Consider the following 21526-nt stretch of genomic DNA (forward strand, 5'->3'; position numbering starts at 1 on the left):
TTGTTATTTCAGAAGATCACGCGAAACCACATCCGGACGCTTGCGGTCGTGGGCTTTGATGCGCTTTACCTGCTGACCCTCAAGGTGCTGGTCATCGTCTCGGTTCTGGTTTCGGTCAAGACGGCCTTGGTCGGGCCGGTGGCATGTCCCGGGTTACTGATTGTCAGTCTGGCGCTCCAGATCACGCCTACGGTGTCACATGCGCCATTGCACCCTCGGCCACCCTGAACGCCGCGGTTTTTGCCGTATGAGGCGGCACAGCAGAATTTACCGGCACCGTATTTTTGCGCAGTTTCAGCAGCAGCGTCGCCGTGTTTTTTATGCCGTGCTGTGCAAGCGTCGCAGGCAGTGACGCGACATCGCATGTGGCGACGATCTGCCGATCAGTTTGCGCATGTGCGACGATGGTAACGCTGATCTGGTCTGCCGCATGCCGAGCGGACAGGTAGGTGCTAATCGCCGGTGCCGCAGCGACCGCCATGTAAAGCGCCACACAACTGCCGGGGCTAAGGTTTTTAACCGCGTTGGGTATCGCGGACCCGTCCGTAAAATGCCCCGTTGTCAGAATCAGCGTGTCAATCGCCTCTCTCTCCGTCAACGTCTGGCCCACGGCCGCTGCAGCACCGCAGGCCGCAGTCACACCGGGGACGATTTCAAACGGAATATCGGCGTCGCGCAGGGCGTCAATCTCTTCCAAGCTGCGGGCAAAGACGCCGGGATCGCCGCACTTCAACCGAACCACGCGCGCGCCTGATTTTGCGCTGGCCAGCATCGTTTGGGTGATTTTCTCTTGCGGCCAACTGTGGCATCCGGGCCGCTTGCCGACATAGACACGTTGCGCATCTCTTCGGGCCAGCTCTAGGATTTCGGGATCAACCAAGCGGTCGTAATAGATCACGTCGGCCTCTTGCAGCCGTTGTACCCCGCGCAGGGTAATCAGGTCTTTGGCACCGGGGCCAGCACCAACCAACGCGACGCTTCCGCCGGTGTCGTGTTCGAAATCACCCGTAGCGATCGCCTGCTTGATCATCTGCGCAGCCTCACGCACGCCGCCGCTTGTGTATTTGCGGCGCGGTGCATCGCCAAAGACCCAACGCCACAGATCACGGCGCAAGCGCGGCGCAAGACGCTGCGCGGCACTGGCGCGCAGCCGTCCGGCAAGGGCCGCAAGATCACCCAGATTAGGCTCCAACATCTGTTCGACCTGCGTCTTAATCTGGCGCGCTAGAACCGGGGCCGTGCCCTCTGTTCCAATGGCGACCACAACGGGGTCACGGTCCACGATGGACGGGGTGATCGCATCACATAAGGCAGGCTGATCGACCACGTTCACCGTCGCCCCCGCAGCCTTGGCCACGCCGTGCAGCGCGCTGTCTGCCCCGGGGCATCCGGTCGCAATGAAAACCAATGCTGTCTGTTCAAAATCGCGGGTGCTGATGGTGCCGCGCTGTTGCGTGATCCGGCCAGAGGCCGCCAATGCTGCCAGCTCGTCGTCAAGCATGTCGCTCAGCACAACGATCTGCGCGTCGGTCTTGAGCATCAGGCGCGTCTTTTGCGCGGCCTGTTCGCCGCCGCCCACAATCACGACCCGACGGCCCGCCATCTTGATAAACATGGGAAAGGTTTTCATGCGAGGCATCCTTCATATGCGGCGCGGTTCGACCACAGCGCATCCGCCTTGGCTTGGGCCTGCGCCAATGTTGCGTCGGGGTCGAGGGTCCACAGGGCAAGTGCCGCAGTGCCTGTTACCGTCGCTTGGGCGAATGCATCACGCGTTTCGCCCTGCCAAAGCGCCATGGGATCAACCGTCGCATCCTCTTCGTGCAAACGGCGGGTTTCCAACAGCAGCGCGGGCGCTTTGTGCTGGATATGCTGCCCCGAACGCAGGCCGAAACAGACAATATCCTTGGAGGGATGCCGCTCGAATTCTCCGCCGCCGCCCTTGATAATGCTCAGGGTTTGCTGCCCCAACATCTCGGCCGCCTGTGCCTGAAGGCTGCGGTATGAGGGATGAAATACGCCCTGAACAGTGGCTGTTGCACGGGACGGATTCCACATCCGCAACACCGTATTAATGCAAGAGCGCAAACCCAGATCAGCCCGTAAACCCAGCAAGGCAAAGGCTTCGGGGCACAGATCAGTCAGTGGATCATAGCAAACCTGCGGCCCGGCCAGCATGCGCATGTCTTGCGGGGTCATCGTGACATTTTGAAACGCGTTATGCCCGTGCATTGAAACCCGCACGCCGCTTTGTGCCACCAGACGCGCCGCAAGCAGGTATAGCGGCGCGCCACGGCTACGACCCGCGGCATAGCTGGGCCAATCCAGATCGGCAGCAGGCAGCACCCCCGAAACATGTGCCCGCAAAGCCGCCGTAAAACCGGCAATTTCTTGTGGCTCCTCCCCCCGCAAGCGCAGCACCATAAGAAGACCACCCACTGCCTCGGGTGCCGCACGTCCCTCAAGGATCACGCTCATCGCTTCCTGAGCCTCAGCCAGCGTCAGGGCGCGGGCGCGACCCTTGCCTTGTGCGACGATTCTGACAAAGGAGGCGAGGGTCATTCTGCGGCCACCGGAACTGTGTTTTGTTCAATAATATCAGCTAACTCAGGTTTGCACGAGCCACAATTCGTGCCTGCGCATGTGATCTCTCCCAGGGCCTGAACCGAAAATGCACCAGCGGTTACCGCCGCCTGCAAAGTGTTGCGTCCCACGTTGAAACACGCACAGACAACAACACCCGGATCGGGTTGATCTTGGCGCATCCGTCCGGCCAACGCCTCAAGCGGCGGCGTGACTGTCCCTACATGTGAAATCGCGGCGGAACGTGACAGGATCACCGGTGTCCGGGCGGCAAAGAACACGGCCTGTATCACGCCCTCGCGGTGCAGCGCGACACGGATGGTCCCATCCGCGCGGTCTTCAAAAACAGATGTTTCCGCGTTGGATAAACCTATCATGCCGCCCAGCATTTCGGTCCAGCTGTCTGGGGCCTCACTGCCTGCCATTTCGACCTGCCAGCCAGTCGCCGTCCGCGCAATCGCGGCATAGGGTGTATGGGCCTCGGGCTGATGCAAACACGCCAGAAACCCGTACCATTCTGCCTTAAACGGTTGAACAGACACATCCCCCCGCTTTAACGCAGGTTGGCCGGAAAACGGGTCGGTCACGGGTGCCACAAGGGCATTGACCGTCGCCCCCCGCGCCGTCTGGCGGGTCCAATGCATGGGGGCAAAAAGCTGCCCCGATGCGACGCGATCGGTGACCAGCGCCCGCAGAATATTGCGGCCTTGCACGTTGTGCACCTCGACCAGATCACCATGGGCGATGCCGATCTCTGCGGCATCAACGGGATGTATCTCAAGATACGGCTCTGCCAAATGCGCGCCCAGTTTTGGCGATTTTCCGGTGCGCGTCATCGTGTGCCACTGGTCGCGGTTACGGCCCGTGTTCAGGGTCAGACCCGTTTGCTGCGCCACAGGTGCCTGCACAGGCAACATCCGCGCCTTGCCATCCGCGTGGTAAAACCGCCCGTCGGCAAAGAACCGTACATCGTTGCGTGGCCATTGGGTCGGGACCAGCTTTGCATAATCGGCATCGGCGAAAATGCTCAGGTCCAGATCACGGGCAAAGGGGCGTGTGGCAGCGTCCAGCACGATGTATTCGGCAAAGATATCTGCGGGGCTGTCATAGGCAAAGGCGTCGGCGAACCCCATGCGCGCGGCCACATCGCTGATGATACGCCAATCGGGGCGCGCTTCGGCTGGTGCGGACAGAAAGGCGCGTTGTCGCGAAATCCGCCGCTCTGAGTTGGTGACCGTACCGTCCTTTTCGCCCCATCCCGTCGCGGGCAGCAGCACATCGGCCAAATCGCCGGTATCCGTCCGCGCCATAATGTCCGAGACGGCCACAAAGGGTACGTTCTTGATCGCCTGCGCGACATTCTCGGCGTTCGGCATTGAGACCGCAGGATTGGTGGACATCACCCACAGTGCCTTGATCTTGCCAGCCGCACAGGCGTCAAACAGATCGACGGCCTTAAAACCGGCCTGCGTGCAAATCGTCGGGCTGTTCCAGAAGGTTTGCACGGTGTCGCGGTGGTCTGCGTTTTCAATATCAAGGTGATTTGCCAGCATATTCGAAAGACCACCGACCTCGCGGCCGCCCATGGCATTGGGTTGGCCGGTGACCGAAAACGGGCCGCACCCCGGCTTGCCAATACGCCCTGTCGCCAGATGGCAATTCAGGATCGCGTTGACCTTATCGGTGCCGCATTGTGACTGGTTCACGCCTTGGGAATAGACGGTCATGACCTTTTTCGTGCCCGCCCATAGCGCGAAAAACTGCGTGATGTCTTCGGGGGCAGCGCCTGATTGCAGCGGGTCACTGGCCCTCGCCGCCGCCAGCGTTGCCTCACACCCGCCCACATGCGCGGTGACATATGCCATATCAAGCTGGCCGTGGTCCGCCAGATACGTCAGCAAACCGTTGAACAGGGCCACATCACCATCCGGTGCCACGCGCAGGTGCAGATCGGCCAGATCACAGGTGGCCGTTCTGCGCGGATCAATGTTGACGACGCGCATATTGGGCCGGGCTTGCTTGGCCGCGACGATGCGCTGGTACAGCACCGGATGGCACCATGCGAGGTTGGACCCGACCAGCACGATCAAATCAGCCTCTTCCAGATCAGCATAAGTGCCCGGCACGGTATCAGTGCCAAAAGCCCGTTTATGCCCTGCCACGGATGACGCCATACACAGGCGCGAATTGGTGTCGATATTGGCCGACCCAATAAAGCCTTTCATCAGCTTGTTGGCGACATAGTAATCTTCGGTCAGCAACTGACCCGACACATAAAACGCGACGCTGTCAGGGCCGTGGTCGCGGATCGCGTCGCTGAACTTGGTCGCGACCTGATCAAGCGCGCTATCCCACGTAGCCCGCTGCCCCCCGATTTGCGGATGCAACAGGCGGCCGTCCAGATCAATGGTTTCGCCCAGCGCCGAGCCTTTGGAACACAGGCGGCCAAAGTTTGCAGGATGGTCCGGGTCGCCCTTGATGGTGCCATCGGCTCCGGCCAGCACACCACATCCGACGCCACAATAGGGACAGGTGGTGCGTGTCAGGCTCATGCGGCAGACCGTGCGGCCAGAAATGCGGCATCAAGCTCGATCCGCCCGCCCGCGACGCGTGCGGGATAGGTACCCACCTGCCCTTCATCCGCGCCCTGCGCCAAGCCGGTTTCCAGCGAAAACACCCAATTGTGCAGCGGACATGTGACGGACGCCCCATGCACAATGCCTTCGGCCAAGGGGCCGCCCTTGTGCGGGCAACTGTTATTCAGCGCAAAGACCTCATCGCTGGCGGTGCGGAACACGGCGACACAGCCCTGCGCAGTTTTTACCACCCGTGCGCCGCGCTTTGGAATATCCTCTAGGGCAGCAATGTCGATCCACTTGCTCATTCCGCCGCCTCCAGATCAAAGCGCGCCAACGGCTGATAGCTTGCCGCCTTGTCTTTGGCATGGGCCGCCCACGGGTCATGACGATAGATACTTTGGCTTAACTCGAACCGTTTGACCAATGCCGCGCGCCCGTCCAGATCGTCCTGGATACGCTCTTTGATCCAGTCCAGCCCCACCTTGGCCATCCATTTATATATACGGTCCAGATACTTGGCGTTTTCACGATAGAGCTGGGTAACGGCCTTGATCACCGCGATGGCCTCGTCCTCGGTCGCGACCTGCATCAGCAATTCGGTCTCTTTGACATCCATACCAGCCGCACCGCCGATGCTGATCTGAAAGCCGCTGTCGACACAGATGATGCCAATATCCTTGCACGTCGCCTCGGCGCAGTTGCGCGGGCAGCCCGACACGCCAAGTTTCAATTTATGCGGTGTCCACGCGCCGTGCAGGGTCTTTTCCAGCTTGATGCCAAGGCCGGTGCTGTCTTGGGTGCCAAAGCGGCAATGATCCGTGCCTACGCAGGTCTTAACGGTACGCAGCCCTTTGGAGTAAGCGTATCCCGACACCATTCCGGCAGCATTCAGATCGGCCCAGATTGCCGGCAGATCCTCGCCTTTAACCCCCAGCAGATCGATCCGTTGCCCGCCGGTCACCTTGACCGTGGGCACCATATATTTATCCGCTGCATCGGCAATCGCGCGCAGTTCGTCCGGTGTGGTGATCCCGCCCCACATACGCGGTACGACACTGAACGTACCATCCTTTTGGATGTTGGCGTGTTTGCGTTCGTTGATGAAACGGCTTTGCGGATCATCGGCGTAGTCCAGCGGCCAATCGGCCAGCAAATAGAAGTTAAGCGCAGGACGGCACACATGGCAGCCGCAGGAGGTCTTCCAGCCGCATTCCTGCCAGACCGCAGGCATTGAGGTCAGGCGCTGCGATTTGATCATGCGGCGCACGTCCTCGTGGGTCATGTCGGTGCAGGCACAGATCGACGCAGCGGCGGGCAGTACAAAATCATCCCCCAGCGTGACGGCCAAAACCTGTTCGACCAACCCCGTGCAGGTGCCACAGGATGCCGATGCTTTGGTGGTCGCCTTTATCGCCGCCAGATCGCCCGCGCCTGCGGCAATCGCGTCTTCGATCTGACCTTTACAAATGCCGTTGCAACCACAGATTTCCGCATCACGCGGTAAGGCTGCAACGGCTGCGAGCGGGTCCAGCTGGGTTCCCCCCTGATAAGCCGGGCCAAAGATCAGCGTATCGCGCATGTCGCTGATATCGGTCTTGTCGCGGATCAGGCCGAAAAACCAGTTGCTGTCGGCGGTATCGCCATACATCACCGCCCCGATGACGATGTTATTTTCGATGACCAACCGACGGTAGACCCCGCGGGCGGGATCACGGAACACAATATCTTCGCGCCCTTCCCCATCGGCAAAATCACCCGCCGAGAACAGATCACACCCCGTCACCTTGAGCTTGGTCGACAGTTCTTTTTGCGCGAATGCTGCATGGGTGCCCAGCAGGGTTTGGGCGGCGACCTTGGCCTGATCATACAAGGGGGCCACCAGACCAAAGATCGCGCCGTCATGTTCGACGCATTCACCGACCGCAAGAATATCAGGGTCTGATGTCAGCATCTGGTCGTCCACGTGAATACCGCGCCCCACGGCCAACCCGGCCTCGGACGCCAATGCCACATTGGGCCGGATACCCACGGCCATAACCAGCAGATCACAAGGCAATTCGGTCCCGTCATCCAGCAGCAAAGCGCGAACGTGACCGTCTGTGCCCAGTATTTCCTTTGAGTTGGCCGAACATTTGATGGTGATGCCTTTATCAACCAGGGCTTTGCGCAGCAGATATCCCGCCGCTTCGTCCAGCTGACGCTCCATCAGGTGGCCCATGATATGCACCACAGTCACATCAACACCGCGCGCGGCCATGCCAGCCGCCGCCTCAAGCCCCAGCAGACCACCACCGATGACAACGCATGTGTTGTCCGGTCCTAGGGACATCATCCGTTCGGTGTCCTCAAGATCGCGGTAGGCAATCACGCCTTCCAGATCATGACCGGGCAGCGGGATGATAAAGGGGGTGGACCCGGTGCCAAACATCAGCTTGTCATAGGGCAGCACATCGCCATTCTGCGCCGTCACCGTTTTGGCGGCACGGTCGATGTTGGCAATCTTTTCGCCAAAACGGCAGGTTACGTTGTTATCGCTGTACCACTGCGCGCTATGGGTCTCGATCTCAGCATAGGTTTTATCGCCCGCCAATACAGGCGATAGCATGATGCGGTTATAGTTGCCGCGCGGTTCGGCGTTGAACAGCGTCACCTCATAGGCGTCCGGCGCGGTTTCCAGCAAGGTTTCAAGCGCGCGTCCGGTGGCCATCCCCGCCCCGATAATAATCAGCTTCTGTTTCATATCATCACTCCGCTGCGATGGGTTTTGGGGATGCGGCTTTGGCATTTTTCGAGGTGTTGCCATGCTCGTATTCCTCTAGGAAATCGAGCACCTCCTGCCGGTAGGTGTAGTAATCGGGATGCTCTAGCAGCGCTTTGCGCGTGCGTGGACGGGGCAGTTTCACATCCGTGATCTTGCCTATCGTCGCTTGTGGCCCGTTGGTCATCATGACGACGCGGTCTGCCAGCAAGATCGCCTCATCCACATCATGTGTGACGCAAACGGCGGTGACCTTGGTGCGCGACCAGACCTCCATAAGAACTTCCTGAAGCTCCCAGCGGGTCAGGCTGTCGAGCATGCCAAAAGGTTCATCCAGCAGCAGCAGCTTGGGCGAAAGCGCAAAGGCCCGCGCGATGCCGACCCGCTGTTTCATACCGTTCGAAAGGGACGCTGCATCCTTGTCCATGCTGTCGGCCAGACCGACGCGTTCAAGGTAGTATTCGATCACGTCCTGCCGCTCTGCCTGAGAGGCTTTGGGATAGACCTTGTCCACACCGATGGCGACGTTTTCCTTGGCCGTGAGCCATGGGAAAAGGTTGGGCGATTGGAACACAACAGCGCGTTCGGGGTCTGCGCCCTCCACGTTCCAGCCGTCCAGCCGGATCGCCCCCTTGGAAATCGGATTAAGCCCTGCCGCCATGGTCAGCACCGTGGATTTACCGCAGCCCGAGTGCCCGATGAGCGAGATGAACTCCCCCTTGTTGACCTTGAGATCGAAATTCTCGACCACCGTCAGCGGCCCTTTGGGCGTTGGATAGACTTTGTGCAGTTGTGAGAAATTCAGATACCGCTCTTCTATGGGGCTGTGCTGTGCTGCGGTCACCGCACGTGGCACTGCGTGGATGGGCGTGACCCCCGGCAGGGTCTTGGTCTCTTCGACCTTCGCCTCGATCCCCACATCCATCAGGTATTTCGTGACACTGGCCCGCAGCGCCTTGAATGTATCGTCGTTGTTCATGGCCATCCGGTCACGGGGGCGCGGGATGTTCACCTCAATCAGGTCGGCCAGCGTGCCGTCAGGGTTCAGCGGCACGATGCGGTCGGCCAGCAAGATCGCCTCGTCCACATCATTGGTAATCAGGATGCAGGTCTTTTTATCCTGCTCCCAAATATCAAGGATCTCGTCCGCAAGATTGGCCCGCGTTAGCGCATCCAGCGCCGACAACGGCTCGTCCAGCAGCAGCATTTCGGGGTTCATCGCCAGCGCACGGGCCACAGCGACCCGTTGGCGCATCCCGCCCGACAATTCCGCCGGCCGCCGCGCCGTGGCATGGGACAGACCCACCATGCTTACGTAGTGGTCGATCTTCTCTTGCCGTGCAGATTTAGAAAGCTTGGGGAACACAGCATCGACCGCGAGCCCCACATTGCCGCCCACTGTCAACCACGGCATCAAGGAATAGCTTTGAAAGATCAGGCCACGTTCCGGCCCCGGCTCTGTGATCGGCGCACCTTTGAAGGTCAGGCTGCCGCTATCAGGTGTCTCAAGCCCCGCGATCAGGTTCATCAGCGTGGATTTACCCGTGCCGGAAAACCCGAGGATCGCAAGGAATTCGCCCTCTTTAACCTCGAGGTTGATGTTTTTAAGAACCTCGGCGCGGTGGGTGCCGACGCCGAAACCCTTGTTCACATTTTTGATGGACAGAATGCTCATGGTTTTTCCTTTATGCGCTACCGCTTCGCTGCTTGAGCGCGGGTCACCGGTTTGCCGAGAAGGTGAACATGGATTGCAGCGCGTACATCACGCGGTCGAGAAGGAAGCCGATGATCCCGATGGTAAAGACCGCCACCATGATCTTGGCCAGGCTCTGGCTCGACCCGTTTTGGAATTCATCCCAGACAAATTTGCCAAGGCCGGGGTTCTGCGCCAGCATTTCCGCCGCGATCAGAACCATCCAGCCCACACCAAGGCTTAGGCGCAGTCCGGTAAAGATCAGCGGCAGCGCCGAGGGCAGCACCAGTTTGGTGATCTTGGTCCATGTATTCATTTTCAGAACCCGCGACACACTGACCAGATCTTTGTCGATGCTGGACACGCCAAGGGCCGTATTAATCAGCGTGGGCCACAGCGAACACAGCGTGACCGTGATGGCCGAGATCAGGAAGGATTTGGAAAACATGCCGTCATTGCTGGCATAGACCGCCGACACGATCATGGTCACAATCGGCAGCCACGCCAGCGGCGAGACCGGTTTGAAAATCTGGATCAGCGGGTTCAAGGCGGCATTCGCCGTCTGCGACAAACCCGCCGCGATGCCAAGCGGGATGGCGATGATCGACGCAATCAGAAAGCCGAAGAAAACCGTTTTGATCGAGGTCCAGATTTGCGCGTAATAGGTGGGCCTGCCAGTATAGACCCGCTGTTTGACGTCATCTGCGCGACCGTCCGCGATCAGCTTTGCGTTCCGCACGTCCTGACGCTCGTAAAACGCTGCGGCTTTTTCACGTTCGCGGATGGCATCGGCGTTCAGGCTGATGGCTTGCTCCCAGACCTGCACCGGACCCGGCACCGCCCCAAGCGAGGTTTGTACCTTGGGGGCCAAAGCGCCCCATGCCAGCAGGAAGATCACAATTGCCAGAACAGGAACACCCAGCAAACGCCAGACTTCACCGATCTGCGCCTTTGGGTTGTCGCCAGCGGCCGCTTTCAGGATCGGCGTAAGCCAGGCCAGCCCTAACACCTGAAACCAGTTGTCAGCCTTGTTGATGCGGGTGAAAAGGCGGGCGCGCTTGGCCTCTTTGTCCAAGGTGACGGCGGACAATGTATCGGGGTCGGTGACAGACATGGGGTGTATCCTGTGTTCTGGGCAAACATGGGGGGTGCCCCGCGCGGTAAATGCCGCGAAGGGCGCGCAGGGCTTAGCCCTTGATCTGGTTGTCGACGATCATCTGGTCGCCTTTCAGGCCGATCGGTAGGCTATCAAGGTAGGCGTTGGGTGCGCGCCCGTCGTAAGCGATGCCGTCAATGATATCCTCGGCAGGTGTTGGCGCTTTGAAGCCGTCGCTGTCCCATGGGAAATCCGCCGCGTCGGCCGTGCCGTCATCCACCAGCATTTTCGCGGCAGCAAGGTAAAGATCGGGGCGGTAGACTTCCTTGGCCGTCTCCACGAACCATTCATCCGACTTCGGCTCGGCGATCTGACCCCAACGGCGCATCTGCGTCAGGTACCAGATGGCGTCGGAGTAATAAGGATAGGTCGCGTTGTGGCGGAAAAAAACATTGAAGTCAGGGATGTCGCGCTTGTCACCCTTTTCGAACTCAAAAGTGCCGGTCATCGAATTGGCGATAACTTCGTAATCCGCGCCCACATATTCGGACCGCGACAGCATCTCGACCGCCTCTGGTCGGTTCGCGTTGTCGTTTTCGTCCAGCCAGATCGCCGCGCGGATCAGCGCCTTGGTCATGGCCAGCGTGGTGTTGGGGTTCTCTTTGGCGAACTCAGCGCTGATGCCAAAGACTTTCTCGGGGTTGTTCTTCCACAGCTGATAGTCGGTGATGACGGGCACGCCGATGCCTTTGAACACCGCCTGTTGGTTCCACGGCTCGCCTACGCAGTAGCCAAAGATCGTACCGGCCTCCATCGTGGCAGGCATCTGCGGCGGCGGCGTCACGGACAAGAACACATCGGCACCGATCTGGCCCGAGATATCCTGATCAGAGTAATAGCCGGGCTGCAAACCGCCCGCAGCCAACCAGTAGCGCAGTTCGTAATTGTGGGTGGAAACCGGGAAAACCATGCCCATGTTGAACGGAACGCCTTGGTCTTTGTAGTCCTCAACCACGGGCTTGAGCGCCGAGGCGGAAATCGGGTGCTGCGGACGGCCATCGTCCATCTTGGGCACGTTCGGCTTCATCTTCTCCCAAATCTCGTTCGAGACGGTGATGGCGTTGCCGTTCAGGTCCATGGAAAAGGGCGTGATGATATGTGCCTTGGTACCATACCCGATGGTGGCGGCCAGCGGCTGGCCCGCCAGCATATGTGCACCGTCAAGCTGCCCGTCGATCACACCATCCAGCAAGACCTTCCAGTTCGCCTGCGCCTCAAGGGTGACAAACAGGCCCTCATCCTCGAAATACCCGTTCTCATAGGCCACAGCCAAGGGGGCCATATCGGTCAGCTTGATAAAGCCGACGGTCAGTTCGTCTTTTTCCAGATCAAGCATTTCGGCGGTGGCCGCGCTGGCCATCAGGCCTGACGCCGCGAGTACAAAGGGCAGTTTTCTGATCATCTGTGATATCCTGTGTCTGGTTGGGGAAGCGCCCCGAAAACAAAAAGCCGCACGTAAGCATCACGAAAAATTCGTGGTTCTTACGAGCGGCTTTGCTCTTGGAAGGTTTCCACCGTCATTGGCGGAAAGGGATCAGGCAGCAGTGCCCGACCGTTGAATTCTAGAGTTCATCAATCCAAACACGGGTTCAACAAATATTCTGCACCGCCGCATAAATATATGTGCCCGTGCAGCGAAATGCATAATTATTGGTCACTTGATGCTGAAAAATCAAACATCCGGCCGTTAAAAAACGCATCCGGGGCCAGAATCATCTGACCACGAGAGGACGCAACGGCGGTCTTTTCGGCAATGGCCCCTTCGACTTTTTCCGATGCGCCGGGCAAGTCTGCGCCAATCGGGCCAAGGTTTGCGCGATAAAGATCGCTGCGAAAACACTGCTTGGCTCGCTCAATACCCGCCGCATCCGCGCCCAGCCGTGCCGCGATCCACGCCGCCTGACTGCGCCACGGGAAAGACGCGGCGTGGTTATGGAACATCAAAAACTGGTCGATCCTCTGCGGCGTGCCACCTTGGGTCAGCGTCAACAGCCCCGTAAGCGCAGGCTCGATCACCTCTTGCGACAGGTTCAGATGCTCGCTGCGCCCCAAAATCTCGACCGCCAGCGGTTTGTTCTTTTCAATGTCGAGCCAACGGGCGGATTGGTACACAGCCCGCATCAGATGCCGCGTGGGGTCGGGATTGTCGGCAATCCAGTCATGGCGCGCGGCCAGCACTTTTTCGGGCGCGAAGCCCCAAACATGCCGCCCCGCCATCAAAATGCTGCCAACACCGCGCCCGACAATGGCACTGCCCCAGGGTTCTCCGACCCAAAAGGCACCGACATGCCCGTCGGCAACCGCATCGGCCATGCGCGGCGGCGGCACGGTGACCACTTCAACAGCAAGATCGGGGGCGGATTGGGTCCAATAGGACAACAGCAGCCGGTGCATTGAGAACGGGAACGGCACCCCCACGCGCAAGGGGCCGCGCCCCCGCCCGGCCAGCGCGCGCAGCAACGCATGCGGATCGCCAAACGGCACAGGCCCCAGATCGCCCGCCAGCTTTTGCGACACACCAAACACCGTCCCGTTAACCGACAACCCCATCAGACTGTCGATTTTCGCAGGCAACCCGCCCAACCCCAGCGACATCGCGACCGGCATCGGTGACAGCATCTGCGCCGCATCCAGATGCCCCAAGGCCAGCATATCGCGCAACGCGGACCATGACGGTTGCCGAACGAGATTAAGGTCAAGCCCCTCCTCCGCGGCAAACCCCAATTCGCGCGCGATGATCAGCGGCGCGCTATCGATCAGAGGCACATAACCGCAATTCAGAACGGTGCGGCTCACGTCAAAAGATCCGATGCTGTGACCAGCGCTTGGGCCACATCAATCACCTTGCGCCCCTGATCCATCGCCGCCTTGCGCAACAGCTTATAGGCCGCGTCCTCGGACATATCACGGCGGCGCATCAGGATACCCTTGGCGCGGTCGATGGTTTTGCGATCCTCAAGCGCCTGCTTGGCCGCCTCCAGCTCTGATTGCATCTGCCGCATCATCTGGAACCGCGCGATCGCCGTCTCGATCACCGATTTGATACGGTTCATTTGCAGCCCGTCGACGACATAGGCGCTGACACCTGCGGCCAGCGCCGCTTGGGTCAAATCCTGGTCGGTCTGATCCACAAACATCGCCACCGCGCGCGATTTGGTATCCGACACCACGCCGATATGTTCCAAAGTGTCACGATCCGGGTTCGCCATGTCGATCAACACGATGTCGGGGGCATGTTTCAGGATCGACTGTTCAAGACCCGACACTTGGGCAATCGCATGCACATCGCTCCACCCTGCCTCAAGCAGCGCGTCGATGATGTTTTTCGCTTTGGCGGTATCAGCCTCGACGACAAGAATACGAAGATCTTTTCTCACGTATCTGGGGTAGCGCAGGCGTACCGGATAGGAAATCTAATCGGGTGGAGAATGGGGCCAAGTTTGTTGCGCTGCCTGTTTTTTAAGCGGCTTGTGCGCGTAGAGGCATCGAAACACGCGGATGGAGCGGTGCGGGTGGCTTGGTCGGCAGATATAATTGGGAGATACCTAGGTGTTGATGTCGGGTTTGAGCCCATAGTGACGGTTGCTCCGTCATGCATGAATGGCGGCTTCTTGAGGAATAACCTTGCCAAGAAAAAGGTGCTCAGCGACGATGTTAAAAGACAGAAAATTGGAGGGACGGAAATGTTATCAATTTATGCACTTACATGGCTTGGTGTCTTAGCAGCACAGATATCGCCTGGGCCAAACCTTGCAGCAGTCGCATCGGTCGGATTGGCACAGGGACGGAAACCCGCACTCTGCGTAGTGGCTGGAATTTCTTCGGGGATGCTAGTTTGGTCAGCAGCGACGGCTTTAGGACTTGGCGCTTTGATAGAGGCGTTTCCGCTGTCACTTCTTTTCCTAAAGTTCGTGGGTGGTGGATACCTGCTCTTTCTCGGAATCAAGGCAGCCCGCGCAACACTCAAGGGCGGTGGTAGCGCAACATTTGCACCTGATCCGCGCTCACTCACCAATGGACTTGCGTGGCGTCGAGGCGTTTTGGTTCTGCTGACCAACCCCAAGGCTGCTCTGATGTGGGCAGCGGTCGCGTCCTTCCTGTTTGGGCAAGGATTGAGCGCTTGGCATGTGCTTGCATTCGGACCAATGGGCGCATTGTCGGGTTTGGTCATATACGGGACGTATGCGTGGCTCTTTTCGACTGGCGTCGCGATGCGCGGTTACTCTCGTTTCTCACGGTGGTTCGAGGGTGTTTTCGCCGCAGCTTTTGGAGCAATGGGAGCAAGCTTGGTTTGGGCTGGTGTCCGAGAGGCCAAAAACTAAGCGGCCATTGGCACAAGCGCCGCGAATGCACCCTTTGTCCCGCAAAGCTTGCCTCCAAAGCCTCCGTCCTTCCCTACTCAAGCCACTCACCACACCCGTCCAGCCGCAGTCCCCCTCAGGACACGCGCTTTCCGGCGCTCCAGGTTTCGTGCAGGACGGGTGTCTGGTCTTGCAGGGCAAAGCGGATGATGTCGGCCCTCTGACCCACCTCTAATGCCCCGCGGTCCATCAGCCCGACGGAGTGTGCGGGCGTGGCTGTGACGGCCTGCATCCCGCGTGCAAGGTTGCCCCAGATATCGCCAAGCTGGACCGCAGCCATCAGCAACCCCGCAGGTACGTAATCAGACGACAGGATATCCAGCAGGTCCATCTGCGCCAGATCGGCCGCGGCGACATTGCCGGAATGCGACCCGCCGCGGATCAGGTTGGGGGCCCCCATGATCGTGGTAATGCCCTTGGCGCGGCATGCGTCGGCAGCAGCGACAGTTGTGGGGAATTCGGCCACGCTCACGCCATAAGAATGGCTAGTGGCGACTTGATCAACGGTCGTGTCATCATGGCTGGCCAAGGTTGCGCCAAGCCGTTTTGCAGCGGCCACCGTCGCGGCCTCATGTTTGGCCCCAAGCCGCGCCTGAAGCCCGTAGAGAAAATCGACATACCCGTCCCATTGCGCGTCCGAATAGGACCGCTTGCCCCGAATGTAGGTCTCGAATTTTGAGATATCGACAAATTGGCGCTGGCCCGGTGTGTGATCCATCATCGACACGATGCCGATGCGGTCCTCCTCCGAAAACTCATCAAGTTCGTCGATCAGGGTTTCGGAACACACCTCTGCCCGCAGATGAATGTGGTGGCTGATCCGCAGCAATCCCGCCGCGCGGACCCCCATGATTTCGTCGGTCATCTGGCGCGCGTATTTGGGGTAGCCTGCCCCCGTGTCCGACACGATGGACCCGATCCGGATCGCATCGAAAACCGTTGTGATCCCGGCTCCTGCCAGCTCTCGGTCATGGGCCAGAATGGCCGCGCGAAACGGCCAGCTTACCTTGGGACGCGGTTCCAGATGCCGCTCCACGTTGTCGGTGTGCAGCTCTACCAAGCCGGGGGCGAGGTAGTCGCCGTCAAGATCAATCGCGCCTTTTGGCACGTTGGCACCTTGGGCGATATCCGTGATGACGCCATCCGCAATGGTCAAAGATCCGGTAATGACCTCGTCCTTCAAGATCAGGCGGGCATTGGCGAAAGTTGTCTGCTGGGTCATGGGCATGTCACGCTGGTTTGGCAGATGTTCGGCATCTGCGGGGAACTTGAGGGATTGAAGAGGCTGCCATTTGCTATCCGGTGATATGTGATGGTTTTCATGATCATTTCACCTTGTGCGGTACCCTGCCCGCCTGCGCGGTTACATCCGGATAAAGATGGTCAAGCGCGGCCTGAACCGTTTGATCAAGCGATCCGCTGTTGTCGAGATGAAGCGCTGTCATGCCACCGGGCAAGCGCGCATCCGCCCGATCGAGCCGACCCGCGATCTGTTCCGCCGTTTCGCGGCCCCGGGCTGCCAGCCTCGCGGCCAATACATCGCGGTCAGCCGTCAGATTGATCACCTCAAAATTAGCAAAACGGTCTTTGGCATATATCAGCACGGCACGGGACAGATTTGCCAGCACATCGCGCCCCTCTCGCAGATACGCATCAACCGCCGCGGGGATGGCGTAGTGCAGTCCATGCGCCTCCCAGCTGAGCGCAAAGGCATCGGCGGCGTGCAGCGCGTGGAAATCTTCGACCGTTACGCCATCAAAATCCTCGCCACCCGCGTCGCTTGGCCGGGTGATCATGCGACGGGCCAGCACGATGTGCGCGTCACGGGCTGCCATGGCCTGCATCACGCTGTCCTTGCCAACACCTGACGGGCCGACAATCGCGATAAAGCGCCCCCCGCTCATGCGGCCAGCCCCGGGGTGAACTGGGTCACGTCAAACTGGTGGTCGCAGATTTCGTCACGCGCCGCATGATCGTGAAATATCCCGATGATCGCGGCCCCGCGCGCCTTTGCCTCGGTAATCATGGCCAGCACCGTGGCACGGTTGGTCGGATCAAGGCTGGCGGTCGGTTCATCCAGCAAAAGCGCCGGATAGGAATAGGCAAAGCCGCGCGCGATATTCACCCGCTGCTGTTCGCCGCCCGAAAAGGTTGTCGGGCTCAACTGCCACAGCCGTTGGGGAATATTCAGCCGGGTCAACAGCACCTTGGCTTGCGCAACAGCGGCCGCGCGGGGCGTGCCTGTGGCCCGTAACGGTTCGGTCACCACATCCAGCGTCGAGACACGCGGCACGACGCGCAGGAATTGACTGACGTAGCCAAGCGTGCGCCGGCGCAGCTGGATAATCTCGCGCGGGGCGGCGGTTGCCACATCAATATCGCCAATCATGATCCGGCCCGAGGCGGTAAGATAATTGCCGTAAATCATCCGCATCAACGTGGATTTCCCCGCACCCGACGCCCCGGTCAACGCCACACATTCCCCCGGAGCCACCTTTATTGAGGCCCCCTGCATCACCGGAATTTCAGCGCTGCCTTGATTGTGCAACACGAAAGATTTTGAAATATTTTCTATACTTATCATTTACTTAAACCTGCAAGACAGAGGAAACAAGAAGCTGGGTATAGGCATGCTGCGGATCGTCCAGCACTTGATCCGTCAGCCCCGTTTCAATCACATGGCCGTCCTTCATCACCATCAGCCGGTCCGCCAACAGGCGCACAACTGCTAGGTCATGGGTGACGATAATCGCACTTAGGTTCATCTCGCGGACCAGGCCGCGCAAAAGATCCAGCAGGCGCGCTTGCACGGACACATCAAGCCCGCCAGTTGGTTCATCCATAAACACCAAGCGCGGCCGCGTCACCAGATTGCGCGCGATTTGCAGGCGTTGCTGCATACCACCGGAAAAGGCTGTGGGGCGATCATCGATGCGGTCTTCGGTGATCTCCACCCGCCCCAGCCAATCGATGGCCTCCGCGCGAATATCGCCATAGTGCCGCGCATTCACCGCCATCAACCGTTCACCCACGTTGCCACCTGCACTGACATTCATGCGCAGCCCGTCACGGGCATGTTGATGCACAAACGCCCAGTCTGTGCGCCCCAACATCCGCCGTTCGGGCTCGGACATGGTGATTGTATCGCGCAGCCCTTCGGCACGGGTGTCAAAGCGCACGGCCCCGCGATCAGGGGTCATATGCCCTGCCAGACAGTTCAGCAAAGTGGACTTGCCCGACCCGCTTTCGCCCACGATCCCCATGACCTCGCCGGGATAAAGATCAAAGGACACATCGGTACAGCCGATCCGGGCACCATAAAATTTGGCAATGTTTTCAACCTGCAACAACGGGGTCATGCGGCGTCCTCCTCATAGGGCATCCCTTGTGCACCGACATGCCCCTGTTTACGGCGGGTAGCACAGTAGTCGGTGTCCGAGCACATGAACATGCGTCCGCCCACGTCATCGACGATCAATTCGTCCAGATAGCTGTCGGGCGCACCGCACAGATCGCAGGCGTGATCGGCCTTGGTCGGCTGAAATGGGTAGTCGTCGAAATCAAGGCTAACGACCTTTGTATAGGGTGGGATCGCATAAATGCGCTGCTCGCGCCCCGCGCCGAACAGTTGAATGCCTGACATTTCCAGCTTGGGATTGTCGAATTTTGGGATCGGGGACGGGTCCATCACATAGCGCCCCTCAACCTTGACCGGATAGGCATAGGCCGTTGCAATATCGCCATGCTGGCTGATGTCTTCGTACAGCTTCACATGCATCAACCCGTATTCCTCAAGTGCATGCATCTTGCGGGTCTCGACCTCGGAGGGTTCGAGAAAGCGCAAAGGTTCGGGGATCGGCACTTGGTAAACGATGATTTGGTCGTCGCGCAGCGCCTCTTCGGGAATGCGATGACGGGTCTGAATGACGCTGGCCTGTGATGTGGCCTCGGTCACGGCGACGCCTGCGGTCTTTTGAAAGAACCGGCGGATCGACACGGCGTTGGTTGTGTCATCCGCCCCTTGGTCGATAACCTTGAATGTATCATCGGGCGTCAGCACCGCCGCCGACACCTGCACCCCGCCCGTGCCCCAGCCATAGGGCATCGGCATTTCGCGGCTGGCAAAGGGCACCTGATAGCCGGGGATCGCAAGCCCCTTGAGGATCGCACGGCGGATCATCCGTTTGGTCTGTTCATCGAGATAGGCAAAGTTGTAATCGCTCATTCCGCGGCCTCCCGGCTGATATTATCATGCGCTTCGCGGCGCAGCTTGCGGATCAGTTCCAGTTCGGATTGGAAATCGACGTAATGGGGTAGTTTGATATGCTCCAAAAACCCTGTCGCCTGAATGTTATCGCCATGATATAAAACGAATTCTTCATCCTGCGCTGGTGCGCCGAGGTTATCCTCGCCCAGTTCTTTCCAGCGTAATGCGCGGTCGACCAAGGCCATGGAAATCGCCTTGCGTTCGGTCATGCCAAACACCAGCCCATAGCCGCGGGTAAACTGCGGCGGTTGCGTTTTTGAGCCTTGAAACTGGTTGACGGTTTCGCATTCCGTCACGGTGATCTCTCCGATCTCGATGGCAAAGCCCAACTCGGGGATTTCCATTTCAACGGCGACCGTCCCGATGCGCAATTCAGCGACAAAGGCATGGTTGCGCGCGTATCCACGTTGGGTGGAATAGGCCATGCCGAGCAAAAACCCCTCGTCCCCCCGCGTCAGCGATTGCAGGCGCAAGGCGCGGCTTGCGGGCAATTCCAACGGCGTGCGGGTCAGATCGTCTGGTACTGCGTCGCCGGTCGGTTCGGTCTGGATCAACCCCTCGCGGTCCAGAAAGGACATGATGTGGGGCGTCGCAGCGTCTGAAGGCGCGGCTGTCGGTACATCTGCACCCTCGCCATCAGCGGCCAGTTTGAAATCCAGCAACCGGTGGGTGTAATCAAAGGTCGGCCCCAGAACCTGCCCCCCCGGCGCGTCTTTGAAGGTTGCCGACACCCGCCTGTCGCAAGCCATGTCTTCGGTCTCAATCGGGTTCGATCCGCCAAAACGCGGCAAGGTGGTGCGATAGGCGCGGATCAGAAAGATCGCCTCGATCAGATCACCGCGCGCCTGTTTGATCGCAAGGGCGGCAAGATCGGGATCATAAAGCGACCCTTCGGCCATGACACGGTTCACGGCCAGCGCCATCTGCTCGCGGATTTGCGCGACGCTTAGCTCGGGGATAGCGGTATCGCCGCGCCGTTCATCCGCCAGCCACGCATGGGCATTATCAATGGCGCGCTCGCCGCCTTTTACAGCAACATACATCAGCCGACCCTCGTTGTGCGGGGCAGCGCCGCAAGGCGGTCGCCGCAGGTGAAAATGAAATCCAGCCCCAGCGGGAATAGTGCCGCGTTGGTTTGAAATCGCTGCGTTTCGGGCAAGGATAAGGTTGCTTTGTCCTTGATCCCCGGTCCGCGCAGGATCGCGTCGTCATTGGACAACGTCCGGCTTTCGACAATAACGGTGGCCGACCGGTCGGGATATTGCGCCGTGCCAATCGGAAAATCCGACAGCGGCAATTCATCCCATGCGCCAAGGGCAAACATCGCGCCCCGCGCATCGGTAAAGGGGGCACCGGTATGAAAGGTAATCCAGTCACGCACCTGCGGCGTGTCATGGCTGGCCGCAAGAAAAACGGGCGTTTCCGGATCGCATAATGTCAGGACGACAACACCGGCGGCCATGCTCATCGGGGACGGAGGGTGCGCGCCCTGCACGCGGGCAATGTCGCCGGGGCGTGCCATCGCCGTCATCACCGCACGAAAGGCATGGGATGCATCAACGGGCAGATTGGCAAAGCCGCCTTCAAGGGTTTGTGCCTGCATCAGTCTTCCCCCCGCACCATGGTATAGAAATCAACTTTGGTTGCGGCTGCCTTGGCCGCGCGCCCGGTCTTGCGGGCCGTCATGGCATCGCGCAACGGGGTCAAAACTACTGCCTCGACCGTTTCGGCCGCATCCGTTTGCATCAGCGCATCAACCAAGGCCGCGTGGAGCGCATGGTCTTTCTCCCTGCCTTGCACATAGCCATGCCCAACCGTTCCGTCGGCCAACCTGACAGAGGCGCGAGTGACGGTCATTTCGCCCAAGTTGAACGCCGCACCAACGGCCCCTGCCCGCCCCCGAACCATAACGCCGCCAATCTCGGGGCTGCGCAAAACGGTATGGTCGGGCGTCATGTTCAGCGCCGCCCAATGACGGGCAACATCTGAGGCCGCAGATTTGGCCAAAAGACCAAGCCAGCTTTTTCGCGACGCGTTTGGATCACTCATCATATTCATCTAGACACCTTCTTTAGTTGCCTATACAACTAGACAAATACTACTCAACAACTCTCATGCTGCCAATCCCC

The 21526-nt window shown here is 59.4% G+C and carries 20 protein-coding genes; 2 read left to right on the forward strand and 18 right to left on the reverse strand.

The window, feature by feature from the left end; genetic code table 11:
* On the forward strand, nt 1-228 hold the full coding sequence (locus BM347_RS17535; protein ID WP_217644006.1) for a hypothetical protein: 228 nt from the start codon (nt 1-3) through the stop codon (nt 226-228).
* Here the strand turns inward: BM347_RS17535 and cysG are convergent.
* The 10 genes from cysG to BM347_RS05090 form a co-directional block, all read right to left on the reverse strand.
* Nucleotides 188-1630 carry a siroheme synthase CysG gene (cysG, locus tag BM347_RS05045; RefSeq protein ID WP_093915264.1) on the reverse strand — a complete coding sequence of 481 codons (1443 nt, stop codon included), beginning with the start codon at nt 1628-1630 and terminating at the stop codon, nt 188-190. The genes BM347_RS17535 and cysG overlap by 41 nt on opposite strands.
* Nucleotides 1627-2562, reverse strand: a complete 936-nt coding sequence (locus BM347_RS05050; RefSeq protein ID WP_093915265.1) for a glycosyl transferase family protein — start codon at nt 2560-2562, stop codon at nt 1627-1629. Before BM347_RS05050 ends, cysG begins: the two co-directional genes overlap by 4 nt.
* The gene (locus BM347_RS05055) at nt 2559-5135 is read right to left on the reverse strand and encodes a nitrate reductase (RefSeq protein ID WP_093915266.1); all 2577 of its coding nucleotides are present in this window, start codon (nt 5133-5135) and stop codon (nt 2559-2561) included. The genes BM347_RS05050 and BM347_RS05055 overlap by 4 nt, the downstream gene beginning before the upstream one ends.
* Nucleotides 5132-5467 carry a nitrite reductase small subunit NirD gene (nirD, locus tag BM347_RS05060; protein ID WP_093915267.1) on the reverse strand — a complete coding sequence of 112 codons (336 nt, stop codon included), beginning with the start codon at nt 5465-5467 and terminating at the stop codon, nt 5132-5134. The genes BM347_RS05055 and nirD overlap by 4 nt, the downstream gene beginning before the upstream one ends.
* Nucleotides 5464-7902, reverse strand: coding sequence for a nitrite reductase large subunit NirB (gene nirB, locus BM347_RS05065; RefSeq protein WP_093915440.1), 2439 nt, complete (start codon nt 7900-7902; stop codon nt 5464-5466). Before nirB ends, nirD begins: the two co-directional genes overlap by 4 nt.
* 4 nt (nt 7903-7906) lie before the next feature.
* Nucleotides 7907-9595 (reverse strand): ABC transporter ATP-binding protein, encoded by a 1689-nt coding sequence (locus tag BM347_RS05070; protein WP_093915268.1) that lies wholly within the window; start codon nt 9593-9595, stop codon nt 7907-7909.
* Between the two features lie 43 nt (nt 9596-9638).
* Nucleotides 9639-10727: an ABC transporter permease gene (locus BM347_RS05075; protein ID WP_175498487.1), complete on the reverse strand. Its 1089-nt coding sequence runs from the start codon at nt 10725-10727 to the stop codon at nt 9639-9641.
* 73 nt (nt 10728-10800) lie between these two features.
* Nucleotides 10801-12171, reverse strand: coding sequence for a CmpA/NrtA family ABC transporter substrate-binding protein (locus BM347_RS05080; protein ID WP_093915269.1), 1371 nt, complete (start codon nt 12169-12171; stop codon nt 10801-10803).
* Between the two features lie 245 nt (nt 12172-12416).
* A complete protein-coding gene (locus BM347_RS05085; RefSeq protein WP_093915270.1) occupies nt 12417-13565 on the reverse strand; it encodes a CmpA/NrtA family ABC transporter substrate-binding protein in 1149 nt (382 codons plus the stop codon).
* Nucleotides 13562-14146, reverse strand: a complete 585-nt coding sequence (locus BM347_RS05090) for an ANTAR domain-containing response regulator (RefSeq protein WP_093915271.1) — start codon at nt 14144-14146, stop codon at nt 13562-13564. The genes BM347_RS05085 and BM347_RS05090 overlap by 4 nt, the downstream gene beginning before the upstream one ends.
* 219 nt (nt 14147-14365) lie before the next feature.
* Here BM347_RS05090 and BM347_RS05095 point away from each other — a divergent pair, with 219 nt between their 5' ends.
* A complete protein-coding gene (locus BM347_RS05095) occupies nt 14366-15091 on the forward strand; it encodes a LysE family translocator (RefSeq protein WP_245764187.1) in 726 nt (241 codons plus the stop codon).
* A 115-nt stretch (nt 15092-15206) separates the two neighbouring features.
* On the opposite strand, the gene BM347_RS05100 is transcribed toward BM347_RS05095, so the two are convergent.
* The 8 genes from BM347_RS05100 to phnG all read right to left on the reverse strand — a co-directional run bounded on the left by BM347_RS05100 (nt 15207) and on the right by phnG (nt 21455).
* Entirely contained in the window at nt 15207-16352 is a 1146-nt protein-coding gene (locus BM347_RS05100; protein WP_093915443.1) for an alpha-D-ribose 1-methylphosphonate 5-triphosphate diphosphatase, read from the reverse strand.
* A gap of 103 nt (nt 16353-16455) precedes the next feature.
* On the reverse strand, nt 16456-17034 hold the full coding sequence (gene phnN, locus BM347_RS05105) for a phosphonate metabolism protein/1,5-bisphosphokinase (PRPP-forming) PhnN (protein WP_093915272.1): 579 nt from the start codon (nt 17032-17034) through the stop codon (nt 16456-16458).
* The gene (gene phnL / locus BM347_RS05110) at nt 17031-17714 is read right to left on the reverse strand and encodes a phosphonate C-P lyase system protein PhnL (protein ID WP_093915273.1); all 684 of its coding nucleotides are present in this window, start codon (nt 17712-17714) and stop codon (nt 17031-17033) included. Before phnL ends, phnN begins: the two co-directional genes overlap by 4 nt.
* A gap of 4 nt (nt 17715-17718) precedes the next feature.
* Nucleotides 17719-18489 (reverse strand): phosphonate C-P lyase system protein PhnK, encoded by a 771-nt coding sequence (gene phnK / locus BM347_RS05115; RefSeq protein WP_093915274.1) that lies wholly within the window; start codon nt 18487-18489, stop codon nt 17719-17721.
* Nucleotides 18486-19355 carry an alpha-D-ribose 1-methylphosphonate 5-phosphate C-P-lyase PhnJ gene (locus tag BM347_RS05120; RefSeq protein WP_093915275.1) on the reverse strand — a complete coding sequence of 290 codons (870 nt, stop codon included), beginning with the start codon at nt 19353-19355 and terminating at the stop codon, nt 18486-18488. Before BM347_RS05120 ends, phnK begins: the two co-directional genes overlap by 4 nt.
* A complete protein-coding gene (locus tag BM347_RS05125) occupies nt 19352-20440 on the reverse strand; it encodes a carbon-phosphorus lyase complex subunit (RefSeq protein WP_093915276.1) in 1089 nt (362 codons plus the stop codon). Before BM347_RS05125 ends, BM347_RS05120 begins: the two co-directional genes overlap by 4 nt.
* The gene (phnH, locus tag BM347_RS05130) at nt 20440-21000 is read right to left on the reverse strand and encodes a phosphonate C-P lyase system protein PhnH (RefSeq protein WP_093915277.1); all 561 of its coding nucleotides are present in this window, start codon (nt 20998-21000) and stop codon (nt 20440-20442) included. Before phnH ends, BM347_RS05125 begins: the two co-directional genes overlap by 1 nt.
* The gene (gene phnG / locus BM347_RS05135; protein WP_093915278.1) at nt 21000-21455 is read right to left on the reverse strand and encodes a phosphonate C-P lyase system protein PhnG; all 456 of its coding nucleotides are present in this window, start codon (nt 21453-21455) and stop codon (nt 21000-21002) included. The genes phnH and phnG overlap by 1 nt, the downstream gene beginning before the upstream one ends.
* Nucleotides 21456-21526: the final 71 nt, after the last annotated feature.

The sequence above is a fragment of the Sulfitobacter marinus genome (assembly GCF_900116285.1).
Taxonomy (GTDB): Bacteria; Pseudomonadota; Alphaproteobacteria; order Rhodobacterales; family Rhodobacteraceae; genus Sulfitobacter; species Sulfitobacter marinus.